Below are 25,387 nucleotides of genomic sequence, written 5' to 3'. Positions count from 1 at the left end.
GAACTCTACTCAACAACAAGCAGGAGAAATTGGCGAGAATTGCAATCACCATTTTTATTGGGGTGATTTTTTGGACTGCAGGTATTTCCAGCCGGGCCATCGGAGGAGAGCGCCTACATGCCAGATTCTTGCAGGAAACACAGACGGATACTATTCCCAAAGTGGATTCTGCAAGCAAGCCCGTATTGACTAACCAGCCCGATACTTTTCCGGGCCGGGATTCCCTGCGTTATCCACTTTCTGACAGAAGAGGAGACAAACTGACTTATCCAAACAGAAATCCCTTTGACTTGAAGGATCCTGCAAATATTTCGGATTCAATCGCTTACGATCCAAAAACGAACTCATATTTCATTTACGAAAAGATCGGCGATAAATATTTCAGAAAACCTGTAGCGCTGACGTTTGACGAGTATATGAAGATCATGTCCCGGAAAATGGAAAATGAATATTTCCGCGACCGGGCAAACACGATCAGCGTGGTAAACAGGAAACTGCAGAAACCAAAACTGACGATGGGCAATGATCTTTTTAACCGTTTATTCGGTAATGGAAAGATCGATATCAAACCCCAGGGCGAGGTCAACATCATCGCCGGGTATCAGGGACAGAATATTAAAAACCCGACGTTGCCGGAAAGGGCCAGGAAAAATGGCGGTCTTGATTTCGACCTGAATGCCAATCTGAACGTGGTTGGGCAGATCGGCGATAAACTCAAGATGCCGATCACCTATAACACCCTGGCCAATTTCGACTTTGATAACCAATTGAAACTGGATTATACCGGCGGAAGTGAAGAGATTTTTAAAAAGATTGAAGTCGGTAACACCTCATTTGCAACCAAGGGTTCGCTGATCCCGGGTGCGCAACAGTTATTCGGTATCAAAACACAGATGCAGTTTGGTAAACTCTGGGTCAATACCGTTTTTGCGATCCAGCGTTCTCAAAGACAGTCGGCGGCGATCAGGAACGGATCAAATACACAACCTTTTGAACTGAAGGGTGATGAGTATGAAGAGAACAGACACTTCCTGCTCGCACAGTATTTCCGCAATGAGTTCAACAATGGGATGAAGAATCTGCCAATTGTAAACAGCCAGACACAGTTGCTCAGGCTGGAAGTATGGGTAACCAACAGGACCGGTGCAACCACTGAAACCCGTGATGTGGTGGGTCTGATGGACCTGGCAGAACAGAATCCCTTTCAGCAGCCGCCAATAATCAATCCGTTACCCGGTCCGGTTTACCCTTCAAACTCTTCAAATGACTTGTACACTAAAATTGTCAGCAATCCAAACAGTCGTAACCCGGCGCTGATTGCGAATTTTCTGAATGGTCTTGGGTTGAAACAGGTACAGGATTTTGAAAAGACTTTTGCCAGAAAACTGGATTCAACCCAGTACTTTTTTAACCGACAGCTCGGGTTTATCTCATTGAACGTTACGCTTCAACCGGATGAGGTACTGGCTGTGGCTTATCAATATACGGTCAATGGTAAAGTTTTCCAGGTGGGTGAATTTTCCCAGGATGTTCCGGTGGATTCATCCAGCGGTGTTCAGAAGATTCTATTCCTGAAATTATTGAAAGCCACATCTCAGCGTACCAATCTTCCGATCTGGGACCTGATGATGAAAAACATTTATCCGGTGGGTTATGGTCAGCTGGAGCGCCAGGATTTTCAATTGAATGTGTTGTACCAGGAGCCAGGTGGAGGGGAGAAAAGATATTTCCCTGAAGGTGACCAGGCAGGTGTGCCGTTGATTACTTTGTTGAACCTGGACAGGTTGAATAATCAGAATGATCCTCAACCGGATGGTGTATTCGATTATGTTGAAGGATATACGGTGAATTCATCGCAGAGTCGGGTAATTTTTCCTGTACTTGAACCTTTCGGTCATGACCTTGATTATGCATTTACTTCCGATCCATCGTTGCGGGAGAAATATTTGTTCTATCCTTTGTATGATACGATCAAAGCAATTGCGCAAACATTCACGCAGCTCAACCGATTTGTGATGCGCGGTACTTCGCGCTCTGGTGGTGGAACAGGAGACATACCATTGAATGCATTTAATATTCCGCAGGGATCGGTAACAGTTACTGCGGGTGGTCAGGTGCTTGTTGAAAACGTGGATTATATCATCGATTATGTTGGAGGGAGTATTCGTGTAATCAATGAGTCCATCCGGCAATCGGGAGTGCCAATTAATGTGCAGTATGAAAACAACGCCACCTTCGGTACGCAGCAGCGGAATTATATGGGTCTGCGATTCGACTACCTGGTGAATAAAAAACTAACTGTTGGAGGTACCATCGTTCGATTGAGTGAAAGGCCATTCTTTACAAAAATGGAAATTGGTTCTGATCCCATCCGCAACACGATGTTCGGAATGGACGTAGGGTATAATTCTGAGTTACCCCGACTTACAAAATGGCTTGGAAAATTACCATTCTATAAACCGAATGGTGTTTCTGCTATTTCCAGTTTTGTTGAAGTGGCAAGAATGCAGCCTGGTCACGCACCGCAAATTGGTAAGGGCAATGAGGGTTTAATTTATATAGATGACTTTGAAGGTTCCAAAGCAAGTATCGATCTGCGATTTCCCTTGATCAGCTGGACGCTCGCATCAACTCCACGAGGTGCGAAAGGACCCGGCGGAAATATTCTTTTTCCTGAAGCAGATCTGTTTGATAATCTTGATTATGGAAAGAACCGTTCAAAACTCGGATGGTATAATATCGAACCGATTCTCCAGGAAAAAGGGAATCCGAATAATCCCTTGCGCAACGACCTGACGGAGCTTTCGGATCCGCGCGTGCGTAGTGTTTCGAATGAAGAAATTTTCCCGAGAAGAACGCCTGATTTTGGTCAGAACAGGTTGGTCACTTTTGATCTTGCTTATTACCCGAAAGATAAAGGACCTTATAATTACGATGCAGTTGGCATCAATGCTTCCGGTAAACTTCTTGATCCGAAAAAGAGATGGGGGGGGATCATGCGCAGCATTGATCAGACAGATTTTGAAACGGCGAATATTGAATTCATTGAAGCATGGGTGCTTGATCCGTTTATAAAGAATACCAATCCTGCGGGTGGTTCATTGTATTTCAACCTTGGAAATATTTCCGAGGATGTATTGAAAGACTCAAGACGATTTTATGAAAATGGTTTGGCGACACCAACAATCCCTGCAGCCATGCAAACATCTATCTGGGGGCGCGAACCATTGAACCCGATCCAGGTGACGCAGGCGTTCAGCAACGATCCTGCAGATCGTCCATACCAGGACGTTGGATTTGATGGGTTGCAGGATACTGCCGAGGTTCGTATTCGCCAGGCTTACCTTAACCAGATCGCGGCAACATTTGGTGCAGGTTCTGTTGCATATCAGCAGGCTGTGCTGGATCCTTCAGTCGACAACTTCAAATATTACCGCGACGCCGAATACGATCAGAATAATACCGGTATCCTTGGTCGTTATAAAGCGTTTAATAATCCACAGGGTAACTCGCCGATAGCAACAACTGGTTCTGATTTTGCGTCTGCATTCACCCTGTATCCCGATGGTGAAGATCTGAACCGTGATAATACTCTGAATGAGGCAGAAGAATATTTTCAGTACAGAATTGATTTCAGGCCTCCTGGAGATCCGCTCATGCAAGTCGGTCAGAATTTTATCGTTGATAAGAAAACAGTAAACGTTCAGCTTGCTGATGGTTCACGCCAGGATCAGATCTGGTACCAGTTCCGTATCCCGATTTCAAAGTACAACAACCGCGTAGGGGAGATTCCGGATTTCAAATCGATCAGGTTCATGCGTATGTTCCTTACTGATTTTGAAGATTCCACTGTTATGCGTTTTGCAAAACTGGAGCTCGTGCGCAACAACTGGCGCAGGTTTACATATGACCTTGATACCAGCGGACAATATAAACCCATTGATCTGAATGGTGCTACAACTTTCAATGTATCCGCAGTAAATATCGAAGAGAACGATAAACGTGAACCGATCCCTTATCGCATTCCACCCGGCATTGAAAGGGTTCAGTCGTTGAGTAATGGTGGTATCAACATTTTGCAGAATGAGCAGGCATTGAGCATGGCACTTTGCGATTTAAAAGAAGGGGAGGCGCGTGCAGTATTTAAGAATACAACGCTTGACCTGCGTCAGTATAAAAAAATGCTGATGTTTGTTCACGCTGAAAGTAAGATTGGTCAGCCCGCTGTTCGTGATGATGAATTGTATGTTGTTATCAGGATTGGTAACGACTTCATCAATAACTTTTATGAGATCAGGTATCCATTGATCATGACTCCTTTTGGTACAACTGATCCTGAAATCATCTGGCCGGACATCAATAGTCTCAACCTGGATATCGGCGACCTGATCCGGTTGAAAACAGAACGCGATGTTGCTATCGGAAACCCGACAGAGTTTTATCGCAAAACAGTTGATGGAAAAGAATTTGCAATCATTGGAAACCCGAATATGGGTGAGGTGAAAGGTATACTGGTGGGTATTGAAAATCCGGTGGATCCTGGCGGTGGCGGACGTTCCGTTTGTACTGAGGTCTGGATAAACGAGCTGCGTCTTTCGGGTATTGATGAACGTGGTGGCTGGGCGGCTGTCGGCCAGATGAATCTTCAGCTGTCAGACCTGGGTACGATTTCTGTTTCTGCAAATATGCATACACAGGGATATGGCCAACTGGAACAACGCGTACAGGAAAGGTATCGGGATAACCTTACACAATTCGATATCGCTGCAAACCTGCAATTAGGAAAAATACTTCCGAAAAATTGGGGAATTGAAATTCCATTCTTTGCAAACTTTTCACAAGTGATCAGTTCGCCTCAGTATGATCCGTTTGATAAAGACGTTGAGCTGAATTATAAACTCAAACAGTTTGGTGGATCGCAAAAAGATTCGATAAAAAATCAGGCGATCGATTATACCAGTATTAAGACAATCAATTTTACAAACGTCCGCAAAACGCCGCATCCAACGAAGAAAATCAGGTTGTGGAGCGTATCGAATTTTGATTTCAGTTATTCATTCACGGAAACGATTCAGCACAATCCATTAATAGAACGCAACCAGGTGAAAAAATACCAGGGCGGTATCGGATACACATATATCTCACAACCAAAATACTGGGAGCCATTGAAAAACAAGATCAAGGCAAAAACAAAAATGCTTGATTTTATACGCGGCTTCAATTTCAATCCGAATCCAAACCTTATTGGCATTCGTTGGGATGCGCGTAGACAGTTTGGTGCAATACGGCCCAGAAATATTGGCGGTGGTCCTTATAAAATTCCGGAGACTTATGATAAGTATTTCGTGATGGATCGCATATACAATATGCGTTGGGATCTTACTAAGTCATTTAATATTGATTTCAAAGCGACAAATAATTCCAGGGTCGATGAACCTTATGGAAGAATCGATAATGAACAGAAGAAGGATTCTCTCTGGAAGAATTTCTGGAAAGGTGGAAGAAATACTTTGTATGTGCAGAGTATGGATTTCACTTACAATATTCCAACAACATTGTTTCCATTCTTAGACTGGACAACGATGAGTCTTGGTTATCGAACTACTTACAGTTGGATCGGTGCATCCAGGCTTGCAGTAAACCTGGGTAATACAATTCAGAATACGCAGCAGAAAAGCGCAACGGTTGAACTGAATTTCACACAGCTGTATTCGAAGTTTAAAATCTTCAGATCACTGGACGAACAGCAGCCGCAGGCGCCGCCACCAACACCGGGGCAGCCGAATGATACAACGGCAAAAAACAAACAGGATCAGAATCAACCGAGGCAGATGGGCTTTGCAGTAAAGACGTTGCTGCGATTACTCACTTCTGTTAAAAGAATTGGACTTACCTACAATTCAGGTGGTAGCACATTTGTTCCTGGATATATGGATAGTACAAAATTCCTGGGACAGAACTGGAAGAGCATGGAACCTGGTTTTGACTTCATTTTTGGTAAACAGATTGATAGTAACTGGTTGAAGCGTGCAGGTGAAAAAGGATTAATCACAAAAGATCCGTTCCTTAATAATCTGTTCAGGCAAACTTATGATCAGAAGTTTGCATTGAATGCGCAGGTGGAACCATTCCGTGATTTTGTGATTGATCTCAACATGGAAAAAACACTGAACAAAACCTATACTTCTTTATTTAAAGACACCGTTGGTACTGGTCAGTTCAACGAGCTGAATCCATATTCCGGAGGCGGATTCAGTGTAACTTATATTTCATTCCAGACACTGTTCGAAAAGTTTGATCCTAACAATATCAGTAAAACATTCCAGCAGTTTGAGGCTAATCGACTGGTGTTATCCAAACGACTTGGTGAGGCAAATGATTACAGTAAGGTGCAGGGGCCTGATGGATATTACCTGGGGTATGGAAGATACGCGCAGGATGTTTTGATTCCCTCTTTCATTGCCGCATACACGAAAAAGGATCCGAACTCGATTGCCCTGTTGAAAAATGGCACTGGTAATTACGTAAAATCAAATCCATTCTCGGGATATCTGCCAAAACCAAACTGGCGCATTACTTATAATGGATTGAGCAGGATCAGTGGTCTTGATAAAATATTTACCAACTTCAGTCTGACGCATGCATACCAGAGTTCGTTAAGCATGAATAGTTTCAATTCGGCATTGTTATACCAGGATGAATTTGGGCTCGGATATCCTTCATTCATTGATACAATCTCAGGTAACTTTGTACCTTATTTCCTTATTCCAAATATTACTATCCAGGAAAGCTTCGGACCACTCGCCGGTATTGATTTTTCCACTACGGGACAATTTTCAGGTAAGCTTGAATTCAGGAAAGGCAGAACAATCAGTTTAAGTCTTATCGACTATCAGCTGAGTGAAGTAAGAAGTACGGAAACAACCGTTCAGTTGCGTTGGAGAAAAAGAGGCTGGTCGCTACCATTCAGCATCAGGTTGTTCAAGCCAAAAAATGAAGCCAAAAAAGTTGACAACGATATTACATTCACTCTTGACTTCAGCATACGGGATGATATCAATTCCAACAGTCGTCTTGACCAGGCAAATGCTTTTGCTACGGGTGGGCAGAAAGTAATCACCATCAGGCCAACGATCGATTATGTTCTCAGTAATCGTGTAAACATACAGTTGTATTTTGATCAGCGAAGAGTGAATCCGTATATCTCCAGTTCAGCTCCGCTTGTCAATACAAAGGCGGGAGTGCAGGTGAGGATTTCGTTGGCCCAGTAGAAGTTTAAGGTAGAACGTCAAACGTAAAACGCTGACCTATGCGTAAAATATCCTTTGAAGTATTCATAAAATAGCTTTTTCGAAAAAGTTATTTTAGAAAACGTTAGAATGAGTTAAGCCCGATCTTAATAAAAGTCTTAGAGTGAATACAAAACTAATGGTGTTTGCAGGACCTGCTGCACCGCGAAAGGACACGTTTAACGTTTAACGTTTTACGTTCCACGTTCAACCTTAGTCACTTGCTTCTGCAGTAACATCACGCACCCGCAGAGATTCTTTTTCTGTTTCTTATTCACCTGCAATGGTTTGATCATGTGGTGCTGGGAAGATACCGGAAGGTATGAGTAGTGAATTATATTCTCCCCGCTTTGATTCTTTTTGTATACGACCTGCTTCTCTCCATAGTCGTACATTCTCACTTCGTATAATTTCGATGTCAGATTGCCGATGAAAACGATCTGGTACCATTCTCCGCCTGTAAGCGGTACAATGATTGGCAATTCGTATTCGCTTTCCATGCCGACCATGGCCTCTCGAACCATCTTAAATCCACCAGCAAGTAATTCTGTTCGAATACTGTCGGCTTGTCTTGTGATTGCACTGTCGGAGCAATTGCGAATACGTATTACGTCGTCCTGTGCAGTAAGTGAACTGCCTATAAAGACCATGAGTGTTAATAATTGCAGTTTTTTCATAGCAGGTTCTTTTCTCCACATTTGTCCTTGCCATCGCGGAGCTATTCCTGAGAAACGAATCTGTGACTACTAAAATTATTCCCTGTGGATATATATTGCATCCGCCTGGGCGGTTGGAGTAATCACCAGGTCATTTATACACACATGTTCCGGCAGGTTACAGCAATATAATACGGTATCGGCAACGTCTTCCGCGGAAAGTGGTTTGAAGCCTGTGTATACAGCATCTGCCTTTTCCTGGTCGCCTTTGAATCTAATCATCGAAAATTCCGTTACTGCGGCACCCGGATGAATAGCAGTAACTTTTATGTGGTGCGGTAGTAATTCGATGCGCATCGAATGACTGATAGATTCCACTGCATTTTTTGTTGCGCAGTACACATTGCCTTTGTCATAAACTTCTTTAGCTGCAACAGAACCCATATTGATGATATGGCCCTTGTTTCTCCTGACGAAAAACGGCATTATGGCTTTTGAGACATACAGTAACCCTTTCACATTGGTATCGATCATCGTTTCCCAGTCATCAAGCGATGCGCTGTCAAAGCTATCTCTCCCCAATGCAAGACCTGCATTGTTGATCAATATGTCGATCTCTTTCCACTCGTCAGGAAGATTTTCAATCGTTTTAAATACAACTTCTTTATCACGAACATCAAATTCAAGAGATAATACTTTGATCCCGAATCTGGTTTCAAGATCTTTTTTCAGTGACTGCAATGCATCTCCTCTTCTTGCTGTAATGATCAGGTGGTCGCCAATGGCCGCAAATTTTTCGGCGATTGCTTTTCCAAAACCAGAGCTGGCTCCTGTTACAAAAACTATTCTGTTCATTCCGCTAAATTAAGCGGAATCAATTAACCCGTAAAACCAATTGAATTGGAGTGCTAACGGATAAGTGTAGTCGATCCTTTCTTGAAAATTTTCTTGCCGAGATAATCTATTCCCTGTACGTACCAGACATAGGTATCTGATCCCTGGTCTTTGCCGGAGATTTTTCCATCCCAGCCCTGGCCCACGGAAGTGGTGCTAAATACCAGTTGCCCCCATCGGTTATAGACCCTGAAATAGTCGTAGCGTGCAATACCTACCGGAATAGGAACGAGGATATCATTCAGACGGTCGTTATTAGGTGTGAATGCTGTCGGTACAAATATATCCGGTGGTGTTTTAAATACTTTGACATTTATGGTGTCAAATGCAAAACAGCCCTCCGGCGAACTTACGCGAACAGTATAGGTAATGTCGTCGTTTAAATTTGCAATCGGGTTTGCGATTGAAGTACTGGTTAAACCTGTAGGTGGTACCCACTGGTAGAATTCACTTCCGGTAGCGTTGAGCTGAAGCGGCTGACCAACCACGATGGCGGTATCATTTCCTGCATTTGCAGGTATCGGTGGAATAACTACAACGATTACAGTATCGAATGCCGGTTTCGGACAACCGTTATCCTCATAACCACCCACCGCATACAAGGTGGAAGTTAGCGGTGACGCAACTGGATTATGAATATTTGTGCGATTCAGACCTGTTGACGGTATCCACTGATAACGGATTCCACCAGTTACATTCAATTGAGCGGAAGTTCCATAACAGATTGAAGTATCACCACTGGCAACGATGGTTGGGTAAGGAACAGTGCGGACATTTACTTCGTCTGTGGCTTTACACTTTCCGATGTTCGCAGTGACGATATATGTTGTGTTTCCTGTTGGTTTGGTTGTAGGAAATTTAATGTTCGGATTGTTCATGGTAGCTGCCGGCGTCCATACATAACCGAGCCCGTCACTTACTGGTCTTAATGTTACTGAATCAGTCAGACAGATGGTAGTATCCGGTCCGGCATTCAATGTTACAAAACTCCGGACATCAACAAATACGGAATCTGTACCAACACATCCCGGGGCGGCTGTAAGTGTCACATAATATTTTGTAGGTACATCCGGACTGACGAGCGGGTTAGGAATTGTTGTATTGCTGATTGCGGTGTTAGGACTCCATTGCCAGGTACCGATGCCGACTGCCTGCAATTGTAATGTATCGATAGTACAAATCAACGTGTCATTGGTTAATTCAAAGACGGGGCGGTCCAGCACATTGATGGCCCGGTCTATAGTATCCCTGCAACCCTTGTTCGTTCCCACAATGAACTGCACCTGGTAAGTGCCGGTGTTTGGATAAACAAAGGTCGGATTTGCGCTGTCCGATGTTCCGGGATTTATATTCGGATATCCGAACGACCATTGCCAGAAATTTACCTGTCCATATGTTGCTGTCGATTTATCATAAAACTGCATCGGAACGTTCTTGCAGCCACCGGCCAATGTAAACTCCGGCGCGAAGCCAGGAAATATTCTTGCTTCGGAAAATGCAGTATCAGAACAATCCTGTCCTCTGTTGGTAATCAGTCTTACCCGATATACACCCGTATCGGGATAAGTAAAAGTAGGGATAGCTGCTGTTGATGTATCGTCTGCGCGACCGGCAATGCCAAAATCCCAGTGATAGGTTTTAATCAGCGGACTATTGCTTCTGTTCTGAAAAGTAAGGTCGAAGCCATTGCAATTCACATATTGCGGCAGAAGATCTGCAGCTGCAATTGTACAAGGAGCAACCTTGATGTGCAGATCTTTACGATGCACATTAACGATTCGTCCATCTCTTCTTTCTACCACTGCCACCGTGAGTACATATATCCCTGCGTTTGGAGCAATACCGGATACAATACCCGTCTGTGAGTTTATCGAAACATTCTGACCCATGGGTTGGGAAGAAGAAAAACCGAAGGAATAACTAAGAGATTGATACGGCGGTGGAGTAGCAACTGTAGGCTGAGGAACGTTTTGTGTACCACCATCATAAGCAGGAGCGAACTGATAAGTCAGCATGTCTTTATCCTCATCCTTTGCGCTGAAATTGTAGTAGAAAGGATTGTTTTCACAGATAACAACGGTATCACTTGTGTTGAAAACAGGAGTGCTGTTTTTATATCCGTCAGATGCTACTATGGTGCCAGGAATTGTGGCAGTGTAAGTGGCACCAGCATTGGAAGAATTGATCACGTTGGTAATGTTGTCGATCCTGCAACAGCGTTGATATGATACTGTATACCCCCTTAAACTGATAGGTAATTCAACATCCTTATAGTAAAAGCCCACCTGGTAACAAACGATGGGTGCATTATCAATGCATGGACCCGGACTTAAAAGCTGTACCAGGTTAGTATTTGCAAGTGGTACCTCCAGATTCTGAAAAGGCGAGGAACTATTCAGATTGTTCTCATAAATAGTAATATATGCTATGGGATCAAGCTGGGCTCCGGTTGATTGGCAGTCTCTGTAAAGTTTGAGGATCAAACGATAATTGGCTGTAGTGCCATTTGCATTTACTCCCAGAAACTGATATGACATCTCACCCCCAGCAATATGTCGTGCGTAGGAAAAAGAAAAGGCTGAAACAAAAAAAACAAAAAGTAAGAGGGATTTTTTCACACTTGTTTTCATTTGCTTGACACCCGTACAACCGGTTTCGTTGTGCAGTGACACAATTATTCCAATTAATAGATTTAAGTACGAAATAAAACCATACCCGGTGGCTTGGGATAATAGTGCATTGTAAATTTAATGTTTTAAAATTTCAGCCCATAATTATTGAAACCGGAATTGTTAAAGATTCTTAAATCCTTTGCAGTCAACCAAATAAGAATTGGATTAAGATATTCTAAGTACGGCTGCGGAAGATAGAGAAGCTGCGGATTCCGGTCAATAATACCCAAGGGAACAATGCTTTATTGAGTTCTTGCGGCAGGAAGGCCCAACTCAGCAACAAAAGTGCGCAGAGTACCGTAGTAACCTGAAAGTATAGTTTCGAAGCGCTGTTTTTATTACGGATAAAAAATGCTGCAATAATGTGCGTAGGTATGGCCCAAAGAAGGTTGAGGTTGTTCTGAGTCGTATTGTGATCTGTCCCGAACCACATGAAAACGAGAAAGCACCCCAGCAAGCCATTGAAAAAGAATATAAAAAAGTCAATAGCGGTCAGGAGTTTTGAATTCGGTCTCAGAAAAAATGTGGCCAGACCAATCAGGATTGCTAATGCCCAGAAAACAAATGAAGGGGTTATTGCAAAACCTTCGCTGGCCAGTTCCTGTTTTTCGAATAACACTTTCTTTGTAAGTACCAGGTGTTGATTTCGCGATGATGAACTATCGAATCCTTTTTCAAGATAATCAGGAAGGAACATTGCCTCATCATTCGTCATGGCGCGATCCATCTTCTTTCCCAGTAAAATATCAATTCCGAGTTTGCTCCAGAATTGTTTGTTATTGTCCAGGTAATGATGAATATGATTCCGGAAAGTGAATCCAGTCGCTGGTAAAACATTTGCTGTTTGGTACTGCATCCCTTTTTGTTTTAGAATCAGATCCCGGATGCGTGTCGTGCAGTTGTCAAAAAGAAAATCGTATTGGTAGAATTTGTTTTCGTCGCGAATGTTTACAAAAAGCGCTTTTTGCAATTCCGTTTTCTCTTCACAATTCAGGTTCAGTATCTGTTCGCTTACGCTCCTGTTTTCCGCGCGATAGTCATTCATGAATCCGCTGAAAGATTGCTGATCCAGGTAGTATAAAAGCTGCCCTCGCGTGAATTTCATCAGGAACATCGGATCATAAAAATCGAATGTCCCGTAGTTGTAGACGATATCTGTACCGGCTGCAAGATCAGTAACGCGTATGGCGCTATGCCCGAAAGTTGAATACAACTCGGTTCCGGGGCTACAGGTAAGAAGGCTGATCTTGAGCCTGCAGGTATCGGTTTGCGCGAAAGGTTTGCTGACGGCAAATATCAGTATTACGGAAAGGCACAGGCGAAGCAATCGTTTCATCATTGGCGGCTGTAATTCGGAGCTTCCTTGGTGATGACGATGTCATGTGCATGACTTTCTTTCATTCCTGCGTTGGTGATCTTAATGAATTGCGCATCCTGCAGTGCATTGATATCCGGTGCGCCGCAATATCCCATGCCGGCACGTAATCCACCAACATATTGGGCAATCACTTCACTCAGATTTCCTTTGTATGCTACACGACCCTCGATCCCTTCTGGTACCAGTTTTTTGATGTCATCTTCCACATCCTGGAAGTACCTGTCAGAACTTCCTTCTTTCATAGCACCGATAGAACCCATCCCACGGTATTGCTTAAACTTTCTTCCTTCGTAAATAATAGTTTCGCCAGGGCTTTCATCAACACCGGCAAACACACTACCCATCATCACTGCTGACGCGCCGGCCGCGAGCGCTTTTACGATGTCTCCTGTATATCTGATTCCGCCGTCTGCAATCAGCGGAACACCCATCTTTTTCAGCACTGATGCTGCTTCAAGAATTGCGGTGATTTGCGGAACGCCTGAACCCGCAACAATTCTCGTTGTACAGATTGAGCCGGGTCCGATACCTACTTTAACTGCATCTGCTCCGGCCTCGGCTATTGCCTTTGCACCAGCAGCAGTTCCTACATTTCCTGCCACTACCTGGAGTTTTTTGAAGTTCTTCTTCACAGATTTCAAAGCATCAAGTACACCCTGGCTATGGCCATGTGCACTGTCAAGGCAAACAACATCGACGCCATTGTTTTCGAGAGCTGCCGTTCTGTCGAGCAAATCCCGTGTGATACCCAACGCTGCGCCTACCCTTAACCGTCCGAATCCATCTTTTACTGCGTTAGGAAAACTTTGAAGCTGAAGAATATCCCGGTAAGTGATCAATCCGATCAAGCGTCCGTTTTTGCTGACCACCGGGAGCTTTTCGATTTTATATTTCTGAAGAATTTTTTCTGCTTTTTTAAGGTCGGTTCCTTCAGGAGCGGTTACAAGGTTTTCCCTGGTCATTACCTCACTGACCTTTTTCTTAGGATTGAGTTCGAATCGCAGATCGCGGTTTGTGAGTATACCAACCAGTTTATGTTCACTATTGACAATGGGAATTCCACCAATCTTATTTTCCTTCATCAACCTCAATGCGTCGCCGATAAGTTCGTCTTCGCGAAGGGTAATAGGATCGATTATCAATCCGCTTTCACTTCTTTTTACTTTGCGAACCTGTTCCGCCTGTTGCTCGATGGTCATGTTTTTATGCAGAATGCCAATACCGCCTTCACGGGCCAGCGCAATTGCCAGCTGTGCTTCCGTTACCGTGTCCATCGCAGCAGAAAGCAACGGCACATTCAATTTAATGTCACGCGTCAACTGGGTACTGATATCTACTTCGCGGGGTAATACCTGCGAATAAGCGGGAACGAGGAGAACATCATCGAAGGTGAGACCTTCACCGAAAAATTTAGGGGGGACCGGCCCTTTCGCCGGAGAATTTCTTGTTGCCATGGGCAAAGATAGGGAAACAGAAATTAATTTAATGCAGGTGCAGTTGCTGCTAATCGAGCATTGAGAAATACCGCCCGGGAAGCTGTCGTATAACGGATTGTAATTCCAGGTTCAAAAGAATTGACGCGATGACGCTGTTTTTAAGTTTTGTTAAAGCTGTTAACGAATCGATATGAACCGACCCTCTGTTTCGGATCTGATCAACAACCAGCTGCTCTTCTGCATTTAACTCCGGAAAAAGCATCGCAGGCTTTTTTCTCTGGCGTTCCTCGTCCTGCAGATCCCAATTCAGTAATGCTGCAATATCAGCTGCACTCGTAAAAAGTGTTGCCTTGTTTTCTTTGATGAGCAAATTGCATCCCATGCTTTTTTCATCTGTCGATCTTCCGGGTAATGCAAAGACATCTTTATTGTAACTGTTAGCAATATCTGCAGTGATCATACTTCCTCCTTTATTACCTGTTTCAATAACAACAACGGCATCTGCAATACCTGCTATTATCCTGTTTCGCATGGGAAAGTTGCAGGCGTCGGGAAGATTTCCACTCATAAATTCTGTTAACAGACCGCCTTTTTCCAACATGGATTTTGCAAGATTTTTATTATCTGCGGGATAGATTCTGTCCAGCCCATGAGCTAATATTCCAACTGTACCCAATCCTGATTTTACAGATGATTTATGTGCGATAGTATCTATACCATAGGCAAGACCACTGATGATCAGCGGATGATACACCTGGAGCTGATCAACCAATTCTTTTGTAAATGCCTTACCATATTCAGTCGGAGATCTTGTACCAATGATTGCAAGTGTTCTGTTGATATTCAGGTCGGCGTTTCCTTTGTAGTACAATAACTGAGGGGCATCCTCGCAATGTATTAAACGTGAGGGGTAACCGATTTTTCCATGTATCAACGGAGTGATCTGGTACCGCTGTAAGAATTTCAATTCTTTTTCAACTCTTGAAAAATCCCGAAAATTCAGGATGGCTTCTGCTCTCGCTTTTCCTATGCCTGAAACCTTTTCAAGAGATGACGCCTTTGCTTTAAAAATCAGTTTTGCATCACTGAAATGCCTGATCAGGCTGCGACTGTGTTTGGGACCAACACCGGGAACCAATTGCAAGGCTACCTGGTAAAAAATTTCGTTTTCACTCATAATTTCTTCCATTCAACAGGGCGCAGTTTAGCCTAACCTGCTGAAGTGAGAAAGTGAAAAACAACTTTCCCGGGCGTTATTTTTCCGACGGTTAAACGGAAAATTAATTTCCGCCGATAACCTGTAATTCAGTACGACGATTTCGGGCCCGGCCAGCTTCCGAATTATTGTCAGCGACTGGTTTTGTCGAGCCAAATCCTTTTGACTTCATTCGTGTTGCAGGTACTTGTTTGGAAACCAGGTATGCCACGACAGCTTTGGCGCGGTTATTCGACAGCGTAAGATTATCCGCCGCTTTACCCACATTATCGGTATGGCCATTGATCTGTATTACCAACTCTGGATTTTCATTCATAAGCTGAACAACTTTATCAAGCTCAGCAACAGATTCTTTTTTGAGATTATACTGATTGGTTTCGAAGAAGATATTATCGAGAACAATGTTCGCGTTTACTTCGATTGGCTGTAAAGGAATATCGATGTGATGAACTGAATCAGGTGTGTTTCTTGACAATGGGAAATTCCTGGAATAAAACAGGTATCCTTTCCGGTTTACATTAAACAGGTAGTCTTTACCGGTAGGTAATGTTGTGAGGTAATTTCCTTCCTCATCGGTTTGTAATTTACTGATTGTAGATCCTGTGGATAGATCAATCAGTTCAACAGCAGAAGGCAGGCCTTTATTTGTTTTTTTGTCAAAGACTTTACCTTCTACCCAAAGCGTAACGAGAGGACGCACATCTTCACGCATTTCGAATGTGTAGATATCCAGTCCTCCTTTTGAATCGGATCTGTCGCTCGCATAGTAAGCTGTTTTTCCATCAGCTGCTATCGTGAGACTTCCTTCGTTTTCGATTGTATTGATAGGATAGCCCAGATTTTCTGGCGTTCCCCATTTCCCTTCTGCATCGCGACGTGAAATGAAAAGATCATCACCGCCATAACCCAGGTGACCATTCGAGGTAAAGTATAAAGTCTGGTTGTCTGCATGAATAAAAGGGCAGCTTTCATCACCGGAAGTGTTGATAGTCGGACCAAGATTTTCCGGAGCGCTCCACTGTCCATTGGGTAGTCGGTGACTTACATAAATATCGCTTCCTCCAACACCGCCCGGTACATTACTTGAAAAATACAGGTCACGTTTATCAGGCGAAAGCGACGGTGTAGATTCCCAGAATTCGGTATTGATCCTTCGGCCCATATTCTGTGGTTCACTCCATCCTGTTGGTGTTAGCATCGAGAAATAAAGATCACAATTACCCATGCCATCCGGGAAGTTACAGCCGGTAAAAACCAACCACTGCCCATCCTGCGAAATGGTTTGTGCACCTTCATTCTGGTCAGAATTAATTGATCCGCTTAAACTTTCCGATTTAATCCAGGTGCCATTGACAAAATCACTGATATAAAAATCTTCATTAAAATTTCTCACTCTTCGTGTATACACGAGGGTTTTTCCATCGATGGTGATAGAAGGAAAATATTCCGATACTTCTGAATTGATACTGTCTCCCATATTTTTAGGAGCGAAGACATAATTCAGTGAAGGTTTTTTCTTATTCTGTTCAATGGCAAATGAGAAACTGCTTCTTCTGTATAGAGCAGCTTTTTTGCTCTTTTCATTGAGTTGTGTGTCAAGTAGAAATACATCAATCGCTTTCAGCGCGCCTTCAAAATTACCCTGTCCCGCAAGATTGATTGCGTAAGGAAGTTTATAGTCGTGTGTGTATGCTGAATCGAGTGCAAAAGCTTTCTCATAAAATTCAATTGAGCCCCGATAATTTTTCAACTGTCCCAACAATCCCGCTTTCGACAAATAGGCATCAACAAATTTTGGATCAGCAGCGATTGCATTATCCAGAATCCTGACTGCCTCCCTGTAAGCTCCGGACTCGGCTTTTGCGATGGCTTCATTGTAAAAATCAGTTGCTTTTTTATTGACTTTGTCAGGGTTGTAGCCCTGGGAATATCCACCTAAAACAATAAGGATCAGAACTATGGCAAATGTGGGTTTCAGCATGATGGGAAATTAACGTTGGTTTCAGGGTAATATTTTCGCAGTTAGTGCTGATCAGGGTACATTAATATATTTATGGATCTGAAGCGAAAGTTCCCATTTGGGATGATCCTTGATATATTCGACGATTGCAGGAAGTAATTTGGAAGATTTACTCCATTCCGGCTGTAAATACAATTTACAGCCCGGATTTGTTTGCGCGGCATATTGTTCTGCCCAGGCAAAATCAGACATGTTAAAAATGACGACTTTCAATTCGTTGGCAGCCGCAACGACTTCTGGCAGTGGCGCTTTGAATTTTTTTGGTGAAAGACAAATCCAGTCCCAGGTTCCGGATAATGGAGACGAACCTGATGTTTCAATATGTGTCTGATAACCTTCCAGTTTTAATTCCCTTGTTAACCCGTCAAGGTTATGCATCAAAGGCTCGCCACCGGTGATCACCACAATGCCTGTAGGAGCTTGTCTTAATTCCGCAACGATCGCGGCAATTTCTTTTTTCGCGTGTGCGTCGGCGTTCCAGCTTTCTTTTACGTCACACCATATACAACCGACATCGCAGCCGCCAAGTCGAACAAACCATGCGGCCCGCCCCTGGTGATATCCTTCTCCCTGGATAGTATAGAACGATTCCATAACCGGAATGGTAGTGGTATTCTGGATGGCTGCTATAGTCAATTCGCTATTCACTCTTTTGCAAGGCAGGCTTTATAAGTATTCATCAACAATGCGGCTATTGTCATTGGGCCGACGCCACCAGGTACAGGTGTGATAAAACTGCATTTCGGAGCGACCTCGTCATATTTTACGTCACCTTTGATGGCAAAACCTGATTTCTTTGATTTGTCCTCCACCCGGGTAATGCCAACATCTACAACAACTGCACCATCTTTTACCATATCAGCTGTTAAAAATTCGGGGCGTCCCAGTGCAGCAACAATGATATCTGCCTGCAGGCAAATATCCTTCAGATTATGTGTATGTGAATGGCAAACGGTAACGGTACAATTTCCAGGATAGCTGTTTCTATTCAAAAGTATGCTGATGGGTCTGCCAACGATATTACTCCTGCCGAGAACAACCGCATGCTTTCCAGCGGTCTCAATTTTATAATGTTCCAGTAATAATAAAATTCCAAAAGGCGTGGCGGGGTAGTAGGTTGGTAAACCCTGCACCATTCTCCCGACAGATTCCGGATGAAAACCGTCCACATCTTTGTCTGCAAATATGGTTTCTATGACCTTCTGTTCAGCAATATGCTTCGGTAAGGGAAGCTGGACAAGTATCCCGTCAACGTCAAAATCCTCGTTCAGCTCATTGATTTTGAATAGAAGTTCGGCTTCAGAAATATCGGCATCGAGCCTGATGAGGGTTGAGATATAACCGATTTCTGCACAGGATTTTACTTTTGAGGCGACATAAGTTTCACTTGCTCCGTTGTTTCCGACGAGAATTGCTGCCAGGTGAGGGACTTTCAGCCCGTTTTTCTTCCTTAATTCAACTTTTCCCTTAAGGTCATTTTTTACTACCTGGGAAACATGTTTGCCATCCATGATTTGCATGGCGCAAAGTTACCTGTAAGAAAAATGCAGCCCAAATCCGTTGTTTTTCCCATGGAATCGCCTTTTGCTTGTATGATATTTAGGTATGATGCGAAAGGAAATCTTGTGTTTTGGGATGATGATGTGTATTACAATTGTTCGTGGCCAGCAACCCGTGGGCGGTTTGGGTTATTTTCAACAGGTTGCCGAAGCATACCCGCTCAATCATTGCAGTGTTAGTGGTGCATCCAGACAACCAGCTGCGCTTGGTGTTTTTGATCGGCCAGGTGCATTGATTCGTTGCCGGAAATTTTTTTTCAAAGAATCACCTCCGGAAATTTTAATAGCATTTGTGTTTCCTGTTTCATCAGGATCATTTATAGCCACCCTTGATCATTTCCAGCTTGCAAATTTCCGTCAAATGCAAGCCGGATTCGGTTATGGTATGAAGTTAGCACCAGGTGTGACCGGAGGTCTGAAAATAAACTTCTTCAAATCTGCCGCTGGTATCTATACTTCCAAACCTTTATTTCCTGTGGAAATCGGAGTCAGCTATGCTATTAATGCTGCATTTACAACCGGACTTACCTTCTGCAACATAATTCCCTTTACGAAAAACAACTCCCGTCCCAGGCTTCCTGCTATAATCACTGTAACCTGGGCATATTCATTTTCCGAGTATCTCAGTTCCGTTTTTCAGATGGCATGGATGGATAGATCCGGAATGATAATCAGTCCCGGGTTCAAACTGTTCCTGAACGAAAAAATGAATTTCTATTTCGGCTATTCGTCACAGGTAAAAAGTTTCAATGGAACAGCTGGGTATCGATTGAAAGGATTCAACCTTAGTTTATCGGTTCAGTGGCATTCATCTCTAGGCATGATGAATACTGTTGAACTGGGATGGTCAGGTAAATCGCAGGGTAAAAAATGAGGTGGTTATTGCTGATTGGTTTGTTTTTTTCGCTGGATATTACTGCTCAGGAAAATTCAGAAAGCGCACAGGTGTTTTTGGAAAGTGAAGCAGGCAATAATGATGTTGATGAGATTGAAACAGAGGATCGCCAGACCATTGCGGAATGGTATGCGCGTTATAAAATCAATATCAACCACACATCTGCATTTTTTTTGACAAAAGAATTTAGTATACCCACGGATGCGGCGTTGCAATTGGAATCTTATATCCGCCTTGTCGGCCCTTTAATCGATGTGCTCGAATTGCAGGCTGTACCTGGTTGGACGCCGGAGCTGGTGAAGTCCATTCTGCCTTACATTACTATTGAAGAGCCAATACCATTACCACATTTGTTTCGGAGATATCTTCAGCAGGGTCAGCATATGATGCAGCTTCGTTTAGGCATGACCGGGGAAAAGTCAAATGGATTTCAAAACCGGGAGCCGTTGGCCCGGAATTATGAAGGCAACAGGCTGAAAGCAATGTTCAGGTATAATTTCAGTGCAGGTCAATTTTTACGTTGGGGATTCGCTGCCGAAAAAGATGCCGGTGAATCCTTATTCAGAAATGGCAGATCTGTTGACTTTTCAAGTTTCTATTTTCAAATGAGCGGGGTAGGCATACTGAGGACTGTTCTGCTGGGTGATTTCCATATCAACATGGGGCAGGGTCTGATACATTGGCAATCTTCAGCTATGCGAAAATCTGCTGAGACCATTGTAACGATCCGGCAGGGCAGTGACGTGCGTATGCATAGCGGAACTGGCGAGCAGCAATTTCATCGGGGTGCAGCATTGAATTTTCAATTGAAAAAATGGAAGCTGCTGGTTTTCGGAGCTTTTGATCAATGGGATGCAAATGGAGGAGACACTACGAGGAACGAAAAGAAGATTTTCTCTTCGATCCAGGTTAGCGGCCTTCATCGAACCGCAACTGAGATTGCAGACAAAAATGCGCTGAATGTTGTCAGTGCCGGAGGGGCCGTAACCTATCGTTCTGTAAAAATTGAACTTGGATTAAATGCCATTGGGTATCGTTTCAACGGGATTCTTGAAAAAGAAAGGCAGCCTGCCAACCTCTACGCACTTAATGGGGGAAACTGGTTCAATGCCAGCCTGGATTATAAGTATAGTTTCAGGAGTTGGTACTTTTTCGGGGAGACGGCAATTGATCGTCGATTTTCTCCTGCCGTATCAGGCGGCATAATCGGCTCGATTCATCCTAAAATTGACCTAACTATAATGTATAGGTGGATTTCGCCAGCCTACCAGGCTCTTCAGGCAAATGCCTTTACCGAACAGTCAACACCTTCGAATGAACGGGGATTGTATTGTGGAGTAAGGATCAATATAAACAGGGCATTCAAAGTGAGTGCTTATGTTGATCTATTTAGTTTTCCCTGGCTAAGGTCTGGTATTAATGAGCCTTCCAGGGGCAACTCCGTTCTTCTGCAGGGTTTATGGACGCCGGATAAAAGGAATGAGGTCCTGTTCAGGTTCCAGGAAGAAACGAAAATGGAAAACCTTTCTTCAGGGGCTGGAGTGTTGAAACCCGTGGAAGCCGTGACTCGCAAAATCCTGCGTTTTCAACAGCGGTGGATACCGGACAGACAGCTGGAATTTTCGTTCAGAATGGATATGGTCTGGATACTCAAAAGCGGTCAAAATCACGAAAACGGATTCCTGTTTTATGGCGATGCTCTTTTTAAGCCAGAAAAAAGTCCTTTTTCGGCTGCCTTAAGGGTTGCACGTTTTAGCACCGACGGTTGGGCGAGTCGTGTGTATAGTTCGGAGCGTGATGTCAGGAATTACCACACCATTACACCACTTTACGGTGAGGGCTGGAGACAGTACTTTTTAGTGAATTATAAATTATCCAGATATATACTCGTATCGGTCAAGGGGATGTTTACTTACTATCTTGATAAACAAACGATTGGCTCGGGGCCGGATTTAATTAACCGGCCATACCGCACAGATTACCGTTTACAATTCTTGGTTTTCTTTTAACAAAATTTCAATTTAAAGCAGCATTACCACGCGGGAATTTGTCATTTCCTCTTCAGGAGGTGACTTTTCTAAAAAATTAACAAAAGTTTTATCTTTTGAAAAGTTAAGTATATTCGCGACGTTCAAATTTTTAAAAACATCCAAAGACATGAGAAAACTTCTATCGCTGCTGATGGCAGCTATGCTAATTTCTGTATTAGCATTCTCTCAAGCGAAGACCGTTTCCGGGACGGTTACGGACGAAAGCGGAAGCCCGATTCCGTTTGCGACGATAATGATCAAGGGACAAAAAACGGGCATCACCGCTGACGCGGAAGGTAAATTTATTATTAAAGCAAATGCAGGTGACGTTCTCGTCATCACAGCTACTAACCACGCTGAAAAGGAAGTAACTGTGGGCGAAGCCAGTGTAATTCCGGTTACATTGACAAAGAGCTCGCGTTCTACCCTCGATGAGGTGGTAGTAACGAGCGCATTTGGTTTGAAAAAAGCGCAACGTACTGCTTCTTACAGCAGCCAGGTGATCACTTCTGAGAACCTGAACATTGTAAGGCAAACAAATGTAAACAACGCATTGGCTGGTAAAGTAGCCGGTGTACAGGCAAGAGGTCAATCCGGTGCCAAGCTCGGATCTGAAGCTTACCTGCGTATTCGTGGTGGTATGCTCCTCGGAGATACGCCTCCAATTTATGTTGTAGATGGAACGATCGTAGGTTCTTATGACATTAACCCTGATGACGTTGAAGACGTTTCAGTATTGAAAGGTGCAAATGCCACAGCATTATTTGGTTCTCAGGCCATCGGCGGTGCAATTGTTATTACTACCAAGAAAAGAGGTGCACGCGCTGGTGCTGGTATCGAAATCAATTCAGGTGTAACCTGGGATAAAGCATATGTTCTTCCAAAATGGCAGGATCAATATGCAGGTGGCTCTGTGGGTGATCTGATGAAATTCACCTGGGTAGCCGGTATGCCGGATGATTGGAAAGCACTTGATGGTAAATTCTACCATGACTATACTGATGACGCGAGCTGGGGTCCTCGTATGGTGGGTCAGGAATATATTCCATGGTATGCATGGTTTCCTGGGCATGACCGCTCATTCCAGACTGCAAAACTTACTCCTCAGCCAGACAACGCACGCGACTTCTGGAATACAGGATTAACTACCAACAACAATATCAGTTTCTCTAAATCAGGTACAGGTTATAACCTCAGAGCTTCTTATACTAACCAGTATATCGAGGGTATCCTTCCGAATTCTTATTCAAAAAGGAACACATTCTTCGTAACTGGTTCATTTGATCTGAATGAGCATTTCACTGTTGCTGCAAACGTGAATTATTCCGGTCAGCTTCTCCAGGGTGATTTCGATGATGGTTATGCTAATGGTTCTGCAGGTAACTTCAACCAATGGTTTCACAGAGACCTGGATATGAATATTATCCGCAGCCTTACTAACCTGAAATCCCCTTATGGAACACTCGCTACCTGGAACCTCCGTTTCAATCCGGATGGTTATAATCCAGATAAACCAGCTGATTTTTATAAGGCAAACTACTGGTATAATCAATATGCCAATTTCACTAATACAATCAATCCGCAAAACAGGAACAGGTTCTGGGGTGATATCGGTGTAACTTATAAAATTGACAATCACTTCCGCGTTCGTGGAACAGTTCGCAGGAACCAGCTGGATACCTACAATGAAGGTATTACCACTTCTCTCCTTGAACAAAGTGCCTTGCAGACAGGTGTTCTCGCAGGTTATGCGACAAGCGCAACTACCCTCCGCAGAACTGACTACGAGTTGCTCGGTTTGTACAACCAGACTTTTGGCGATTTCGGTGTGAATGCACAGGTGGGCGGTAACATTTTCACTTATCAGTATCAGGATGTATTTGCCAACACCAACCAGGGACTAAACGTACCTGATCTGTATGCCATCAGTAACTCAAAAGCGACTCCATCAATTGGTAACTCAAGGTTGCGCCAGCAGATCAATTCCGCTTTTGCATCAGCAGATCTCGAATATAAAAAGCTCGCAAGCATCAACTTTGCAGTAAGAAACGACTGGAACTCTACGCTTCCTGAAAGCCAGGGTAGCCTGTTCTATCCTTCTGCGGGTGCTACCTTTGCTTTCTCTGAACTGTTTGGTAACAAACCAGGCTGGTTCAATTTTGCTAAAGTATTCGGAAGCTGGGGTAAAAAACCAGTTGCACTGGATATTTATCAGAGCAACTTCACTTATGGAGTTAACCAGTTCCTGTGGGGTACTAACTTCCTCATGGGTACACCTAACAACTACCCTGATCCAAACCTGAAAGGTGCGTTGATCACTACTATTGAAGCAGGTCTTGACTTCCGTTTCCTGAAAAACAGGTTAGGATTTAACGTTGTATATTATAATGAAAAAGCTGACAAAATTCCGGTTAACGTAACTGTGAGTGGTGTTAGTGGTTTCACAAGTTCAAGTGTCAATGCTGCTGTTGTTGAAAGACAGGGTATTGAGTTTATCCTCAATGGTAAAGCAGTTTCTACAAAAGACTGGAACCTCGACCTGAGTGCAAACTTCTCCTATCTGATCAGCAACCCTGTTAAAGAAATCTACGGAGAAACTCCGCAGATCCTGGTAGCTGGTGGTTCTTTCGGTACCCGTTTTGCACGTATGTTCCAGGTGAAAGGCGAAGATTGGGGTCAGCTGCAGGGTGGTGCTATCAAACGTAACGCTGCCGGCCAGGCGATCCTTGATCCAACCACTGGTGCTTACTTGAATGATCCTACACACAACTGGGGTTCAGTAGTTCCAAAGATCAATGGTGGTTTCCTGGCAAACCTTTCTTTCAAACAGTTCACACTTGGTTTCGCTCTTGACTACCAGGTGGGTGGCCAGTTCTTCTCTCTGTCTGAAATGTGGGGACACTATTCAGGTCTGATGGAGAAAACAGCTGCTCTGAATGACAAAGGAATCAATGTACGTACTCCGGTTGCTGATGGCGGTGGTGTACACGTTGTTGGTGTTAGCTCAGTTGATGAGAAAACAGCTGTTGACATGTATGTTGATGCACAGACTTATTACCATAACTTTTACAACAACCAGATCGCTGAACCTTACGTACATAAGCTGAGCTATTTGAAATTGCGTGAGTTGAGCCTGGGTTATAACGTTCCGGTAAAATCAATGAATGCAACAAAGAATATCCTTCAGGCGGCAACAATTTCTGTAATGGCCCGCAACCCATGGTTGATTTGGTCAGAAGCCAGGAATTTTGATCCTTCTGAGGTTTCAGCTCTTCAGGGTGAAGACGGACAGATGCCAGGTACCAGAGGTATTGGAGTTAACCTGAAACTGGTTTTCTAATT

At 43.7% G+C, this 25,387-nt stretch carries 13 protein-coding genes; 4 read left to right on the top strand and 9 right to left on the bottom strand.

Annotated elements, in window-relative coordinates:
• Nucleotides 1–29 precede the first annotated feature (29 nt).
• A complete protein-coding gene (gene sov, locus P2W82_RS15695; protein WP_336516860.1) occupies nucleotides 30–7,271 on the top strand; it encodes a T9SS outer membrane translocon Sov/SprA in 7,242 nt (2,413 codons plus the stop codon).
• 212 nt (nucleotides 7,272–7,483) lie between these two features.
• On the opposite strand, the gene P2W82_RS15690 is transcribed toward sov, so the two are convergent.
• The 9 genes from P2W82_RS15690 to P2W82_RS15650 form a co-directional block, all read right to left on the bottom strand.
• A complete protein-coding gene (locus tag P2W82_RS15690; RefSeq protein ID WP_336516859.1) occupies nucleotides 7,484–7,966 on the bottom strand; it encodes a tudor domain-containing protein in 483 nt (160 codons plus the stop codon).
• Between the two features lie 75 nt (nucleotides 7,967–8,041).
• The gene (locus P2W82_RS15685; protein ID WP_336516858.1) at nucleotides 8,042–8,800 is read right to left on the bottom strand and encodes an SDR family NAD(P)-dependent oxidoreductase; all 759 of its coding nucleotides are present in this window, start codon (nucleotides 8,798–8,800) and stop codon (nucleotides 8,042–8,044) included.
• A 53-nt stretch (nucleotides 8,801–8,853) separates the two neighbouring features.
• Nucleotides 8,854–11,376, bottom strand: a complete 2,523-nt coding sequence (locus P2W82_RS15680; protein ID WP_336516857.1) for a T9SS type B sorting domain-containing protein — start codon at nucleotides 11,374–11,376, stop codon at nucleotides 8,854–8,856.
• A gap of 310 nt (nucleotides 11,377–11,686) precedes the next feature.
• Entirely contained in the window at nucleotides 11,687–12,850 is a 1,164-nt protein-coding gene (locus P2W82_RS15675) for a lipoprotein N-acyltransferase Lnb domain-containing protein (RefSeq protein WP_336516856.1), read from the bottom strand.
• The gene (gene guaB / locus P2W82_RS15670) at nucleotides 12,847–14,343 is read right to left on the bottom strand and encodes an IMP dehydrogenase (protein ID WP_336516855.1); all 1,497 of its coding nucleotides are present in this window, start codon (nucleotides 14,341–14,343) and stop codon (nucleotides 12,847–12,849) included. The genes P2W82_RS15675 and guaB overlap by 4 nt, the downstream gene beginning before the upstream one ends.
• Nucleotides 14,344–14,392: 49 nt before the next feature.
• Nucleotides 14,393–15,514, bottom strand: a complete 1,122-nt coding sequence (gene dprA, locus P2W82_RS15665) for a DNA-processing protein DprA (RefSeq protein WP_336516854.1) — start codon at nucleotides 15,512–15,514, stop codon at nucleotides 14,393–14,395.
• Between the two features lie 91 nt (nucleotides 15,515–15,605).
• Nucleotides 15,606–17,522: an OmpA family protein gene (locus P2W82_RS15660; protein WP_336516853.1), complete on the bottom strand. Its 1,917-nt coding sequence runs from the start codon at nucleotides 17,520–17,522 to the stop codon at nucleotides 15,606–15,608.
• A 51-nt stretch (nucleotides 17,523–17,573) separates the two neighbouring features.
• The gene (locus P2W82_RS15655) at nucleotides 17,574–18,209 is read right to left on the bottom strand and encodes a 7-carboxy-7-deazaguanine synthase QueE (protein WP_336516852.1); all 636 of its coding nucleotides are present in this window, start codon (nucleotides 18,207–18,209) and stop codon (nucleotides 17,574–17,576) included.
• Entirely contained in the window at nucleotides 18,206–19,081 is an 876-nt protein-coding gene (locus P2W82_RS15650; protein ID WP_336516851.1) for a bifunctional 5,10-methylenetetrahydrofolate dehydrogenase/5,10-methenyltetrahydrofolate cyclohydrolase, read from the bottom strand. The genes P2W82_RS15655 and P2W82_RS15650 overlap by 4 nt, the downstream gene beginning before the upstream one ends.
• 88 nt (nucleotides 19,082–19,169) lie before the next feature.
• Here P2W82_RS15650 and P2W82_RS15645 point away from each other — a divergent pair, with 88 nt between their 5' ends.
• From P2W82_RS15645 to P2W82_RS15635, 3 genes are all read left to right on the top strand, one after another.
• Nucleotides 19,170–19,994: a hypothetical protein gene (locus P2W82_RS15645; protein ID WP_336516850.1), complete on the top strand. Its 825-nt coding sequence runs from the start codon at nucleotides 19,170–19,172 to the stop codon at nucleotides 19,992–19,994.
• Entirely contained in the window at nucleotides 19,991–22,024 is a 2,034-nt protein-coding gene (locus P2W82_RS15640) for a hypothetical protein (protein WP_336516849.1), read from the top strand. Before P2W82_RS15645 ends, P2W82_RS15640 begins: the two co-directional genes overlap by 4 nt.
• A gap of 148 nt (nucleotides 22,025–22,172) precedes the next feature.
• On the top strand, nucleotides 22,173–25,385 hold the full coding sequence (locus P2W82_RS15635) for a SusC/RagA family TonB-linked outer membrane protein (protein ID WP_336516848.1): 3,213 nt from the start codon (nucleotides 22,173–22,175) through the stop codon (nucleotides 25,383–25,385).
• Nucleotides 25,386–25,387: the final 2 nt, after the last annotated feature.

The sequence above is a fragment of the Pollutibacter soli genome (assembly GCA_029269725.1).
Classification (GTDB): domain Bacteria; phylum Bacteroidota; class Bacteroidia; order Chitinophagales; family Chitinophagaceae; genus Pollutibacter; species Pollutibacter soli.
This window is presented reverse-complemented; position numbering and strand designations above follow the sequence as displayed.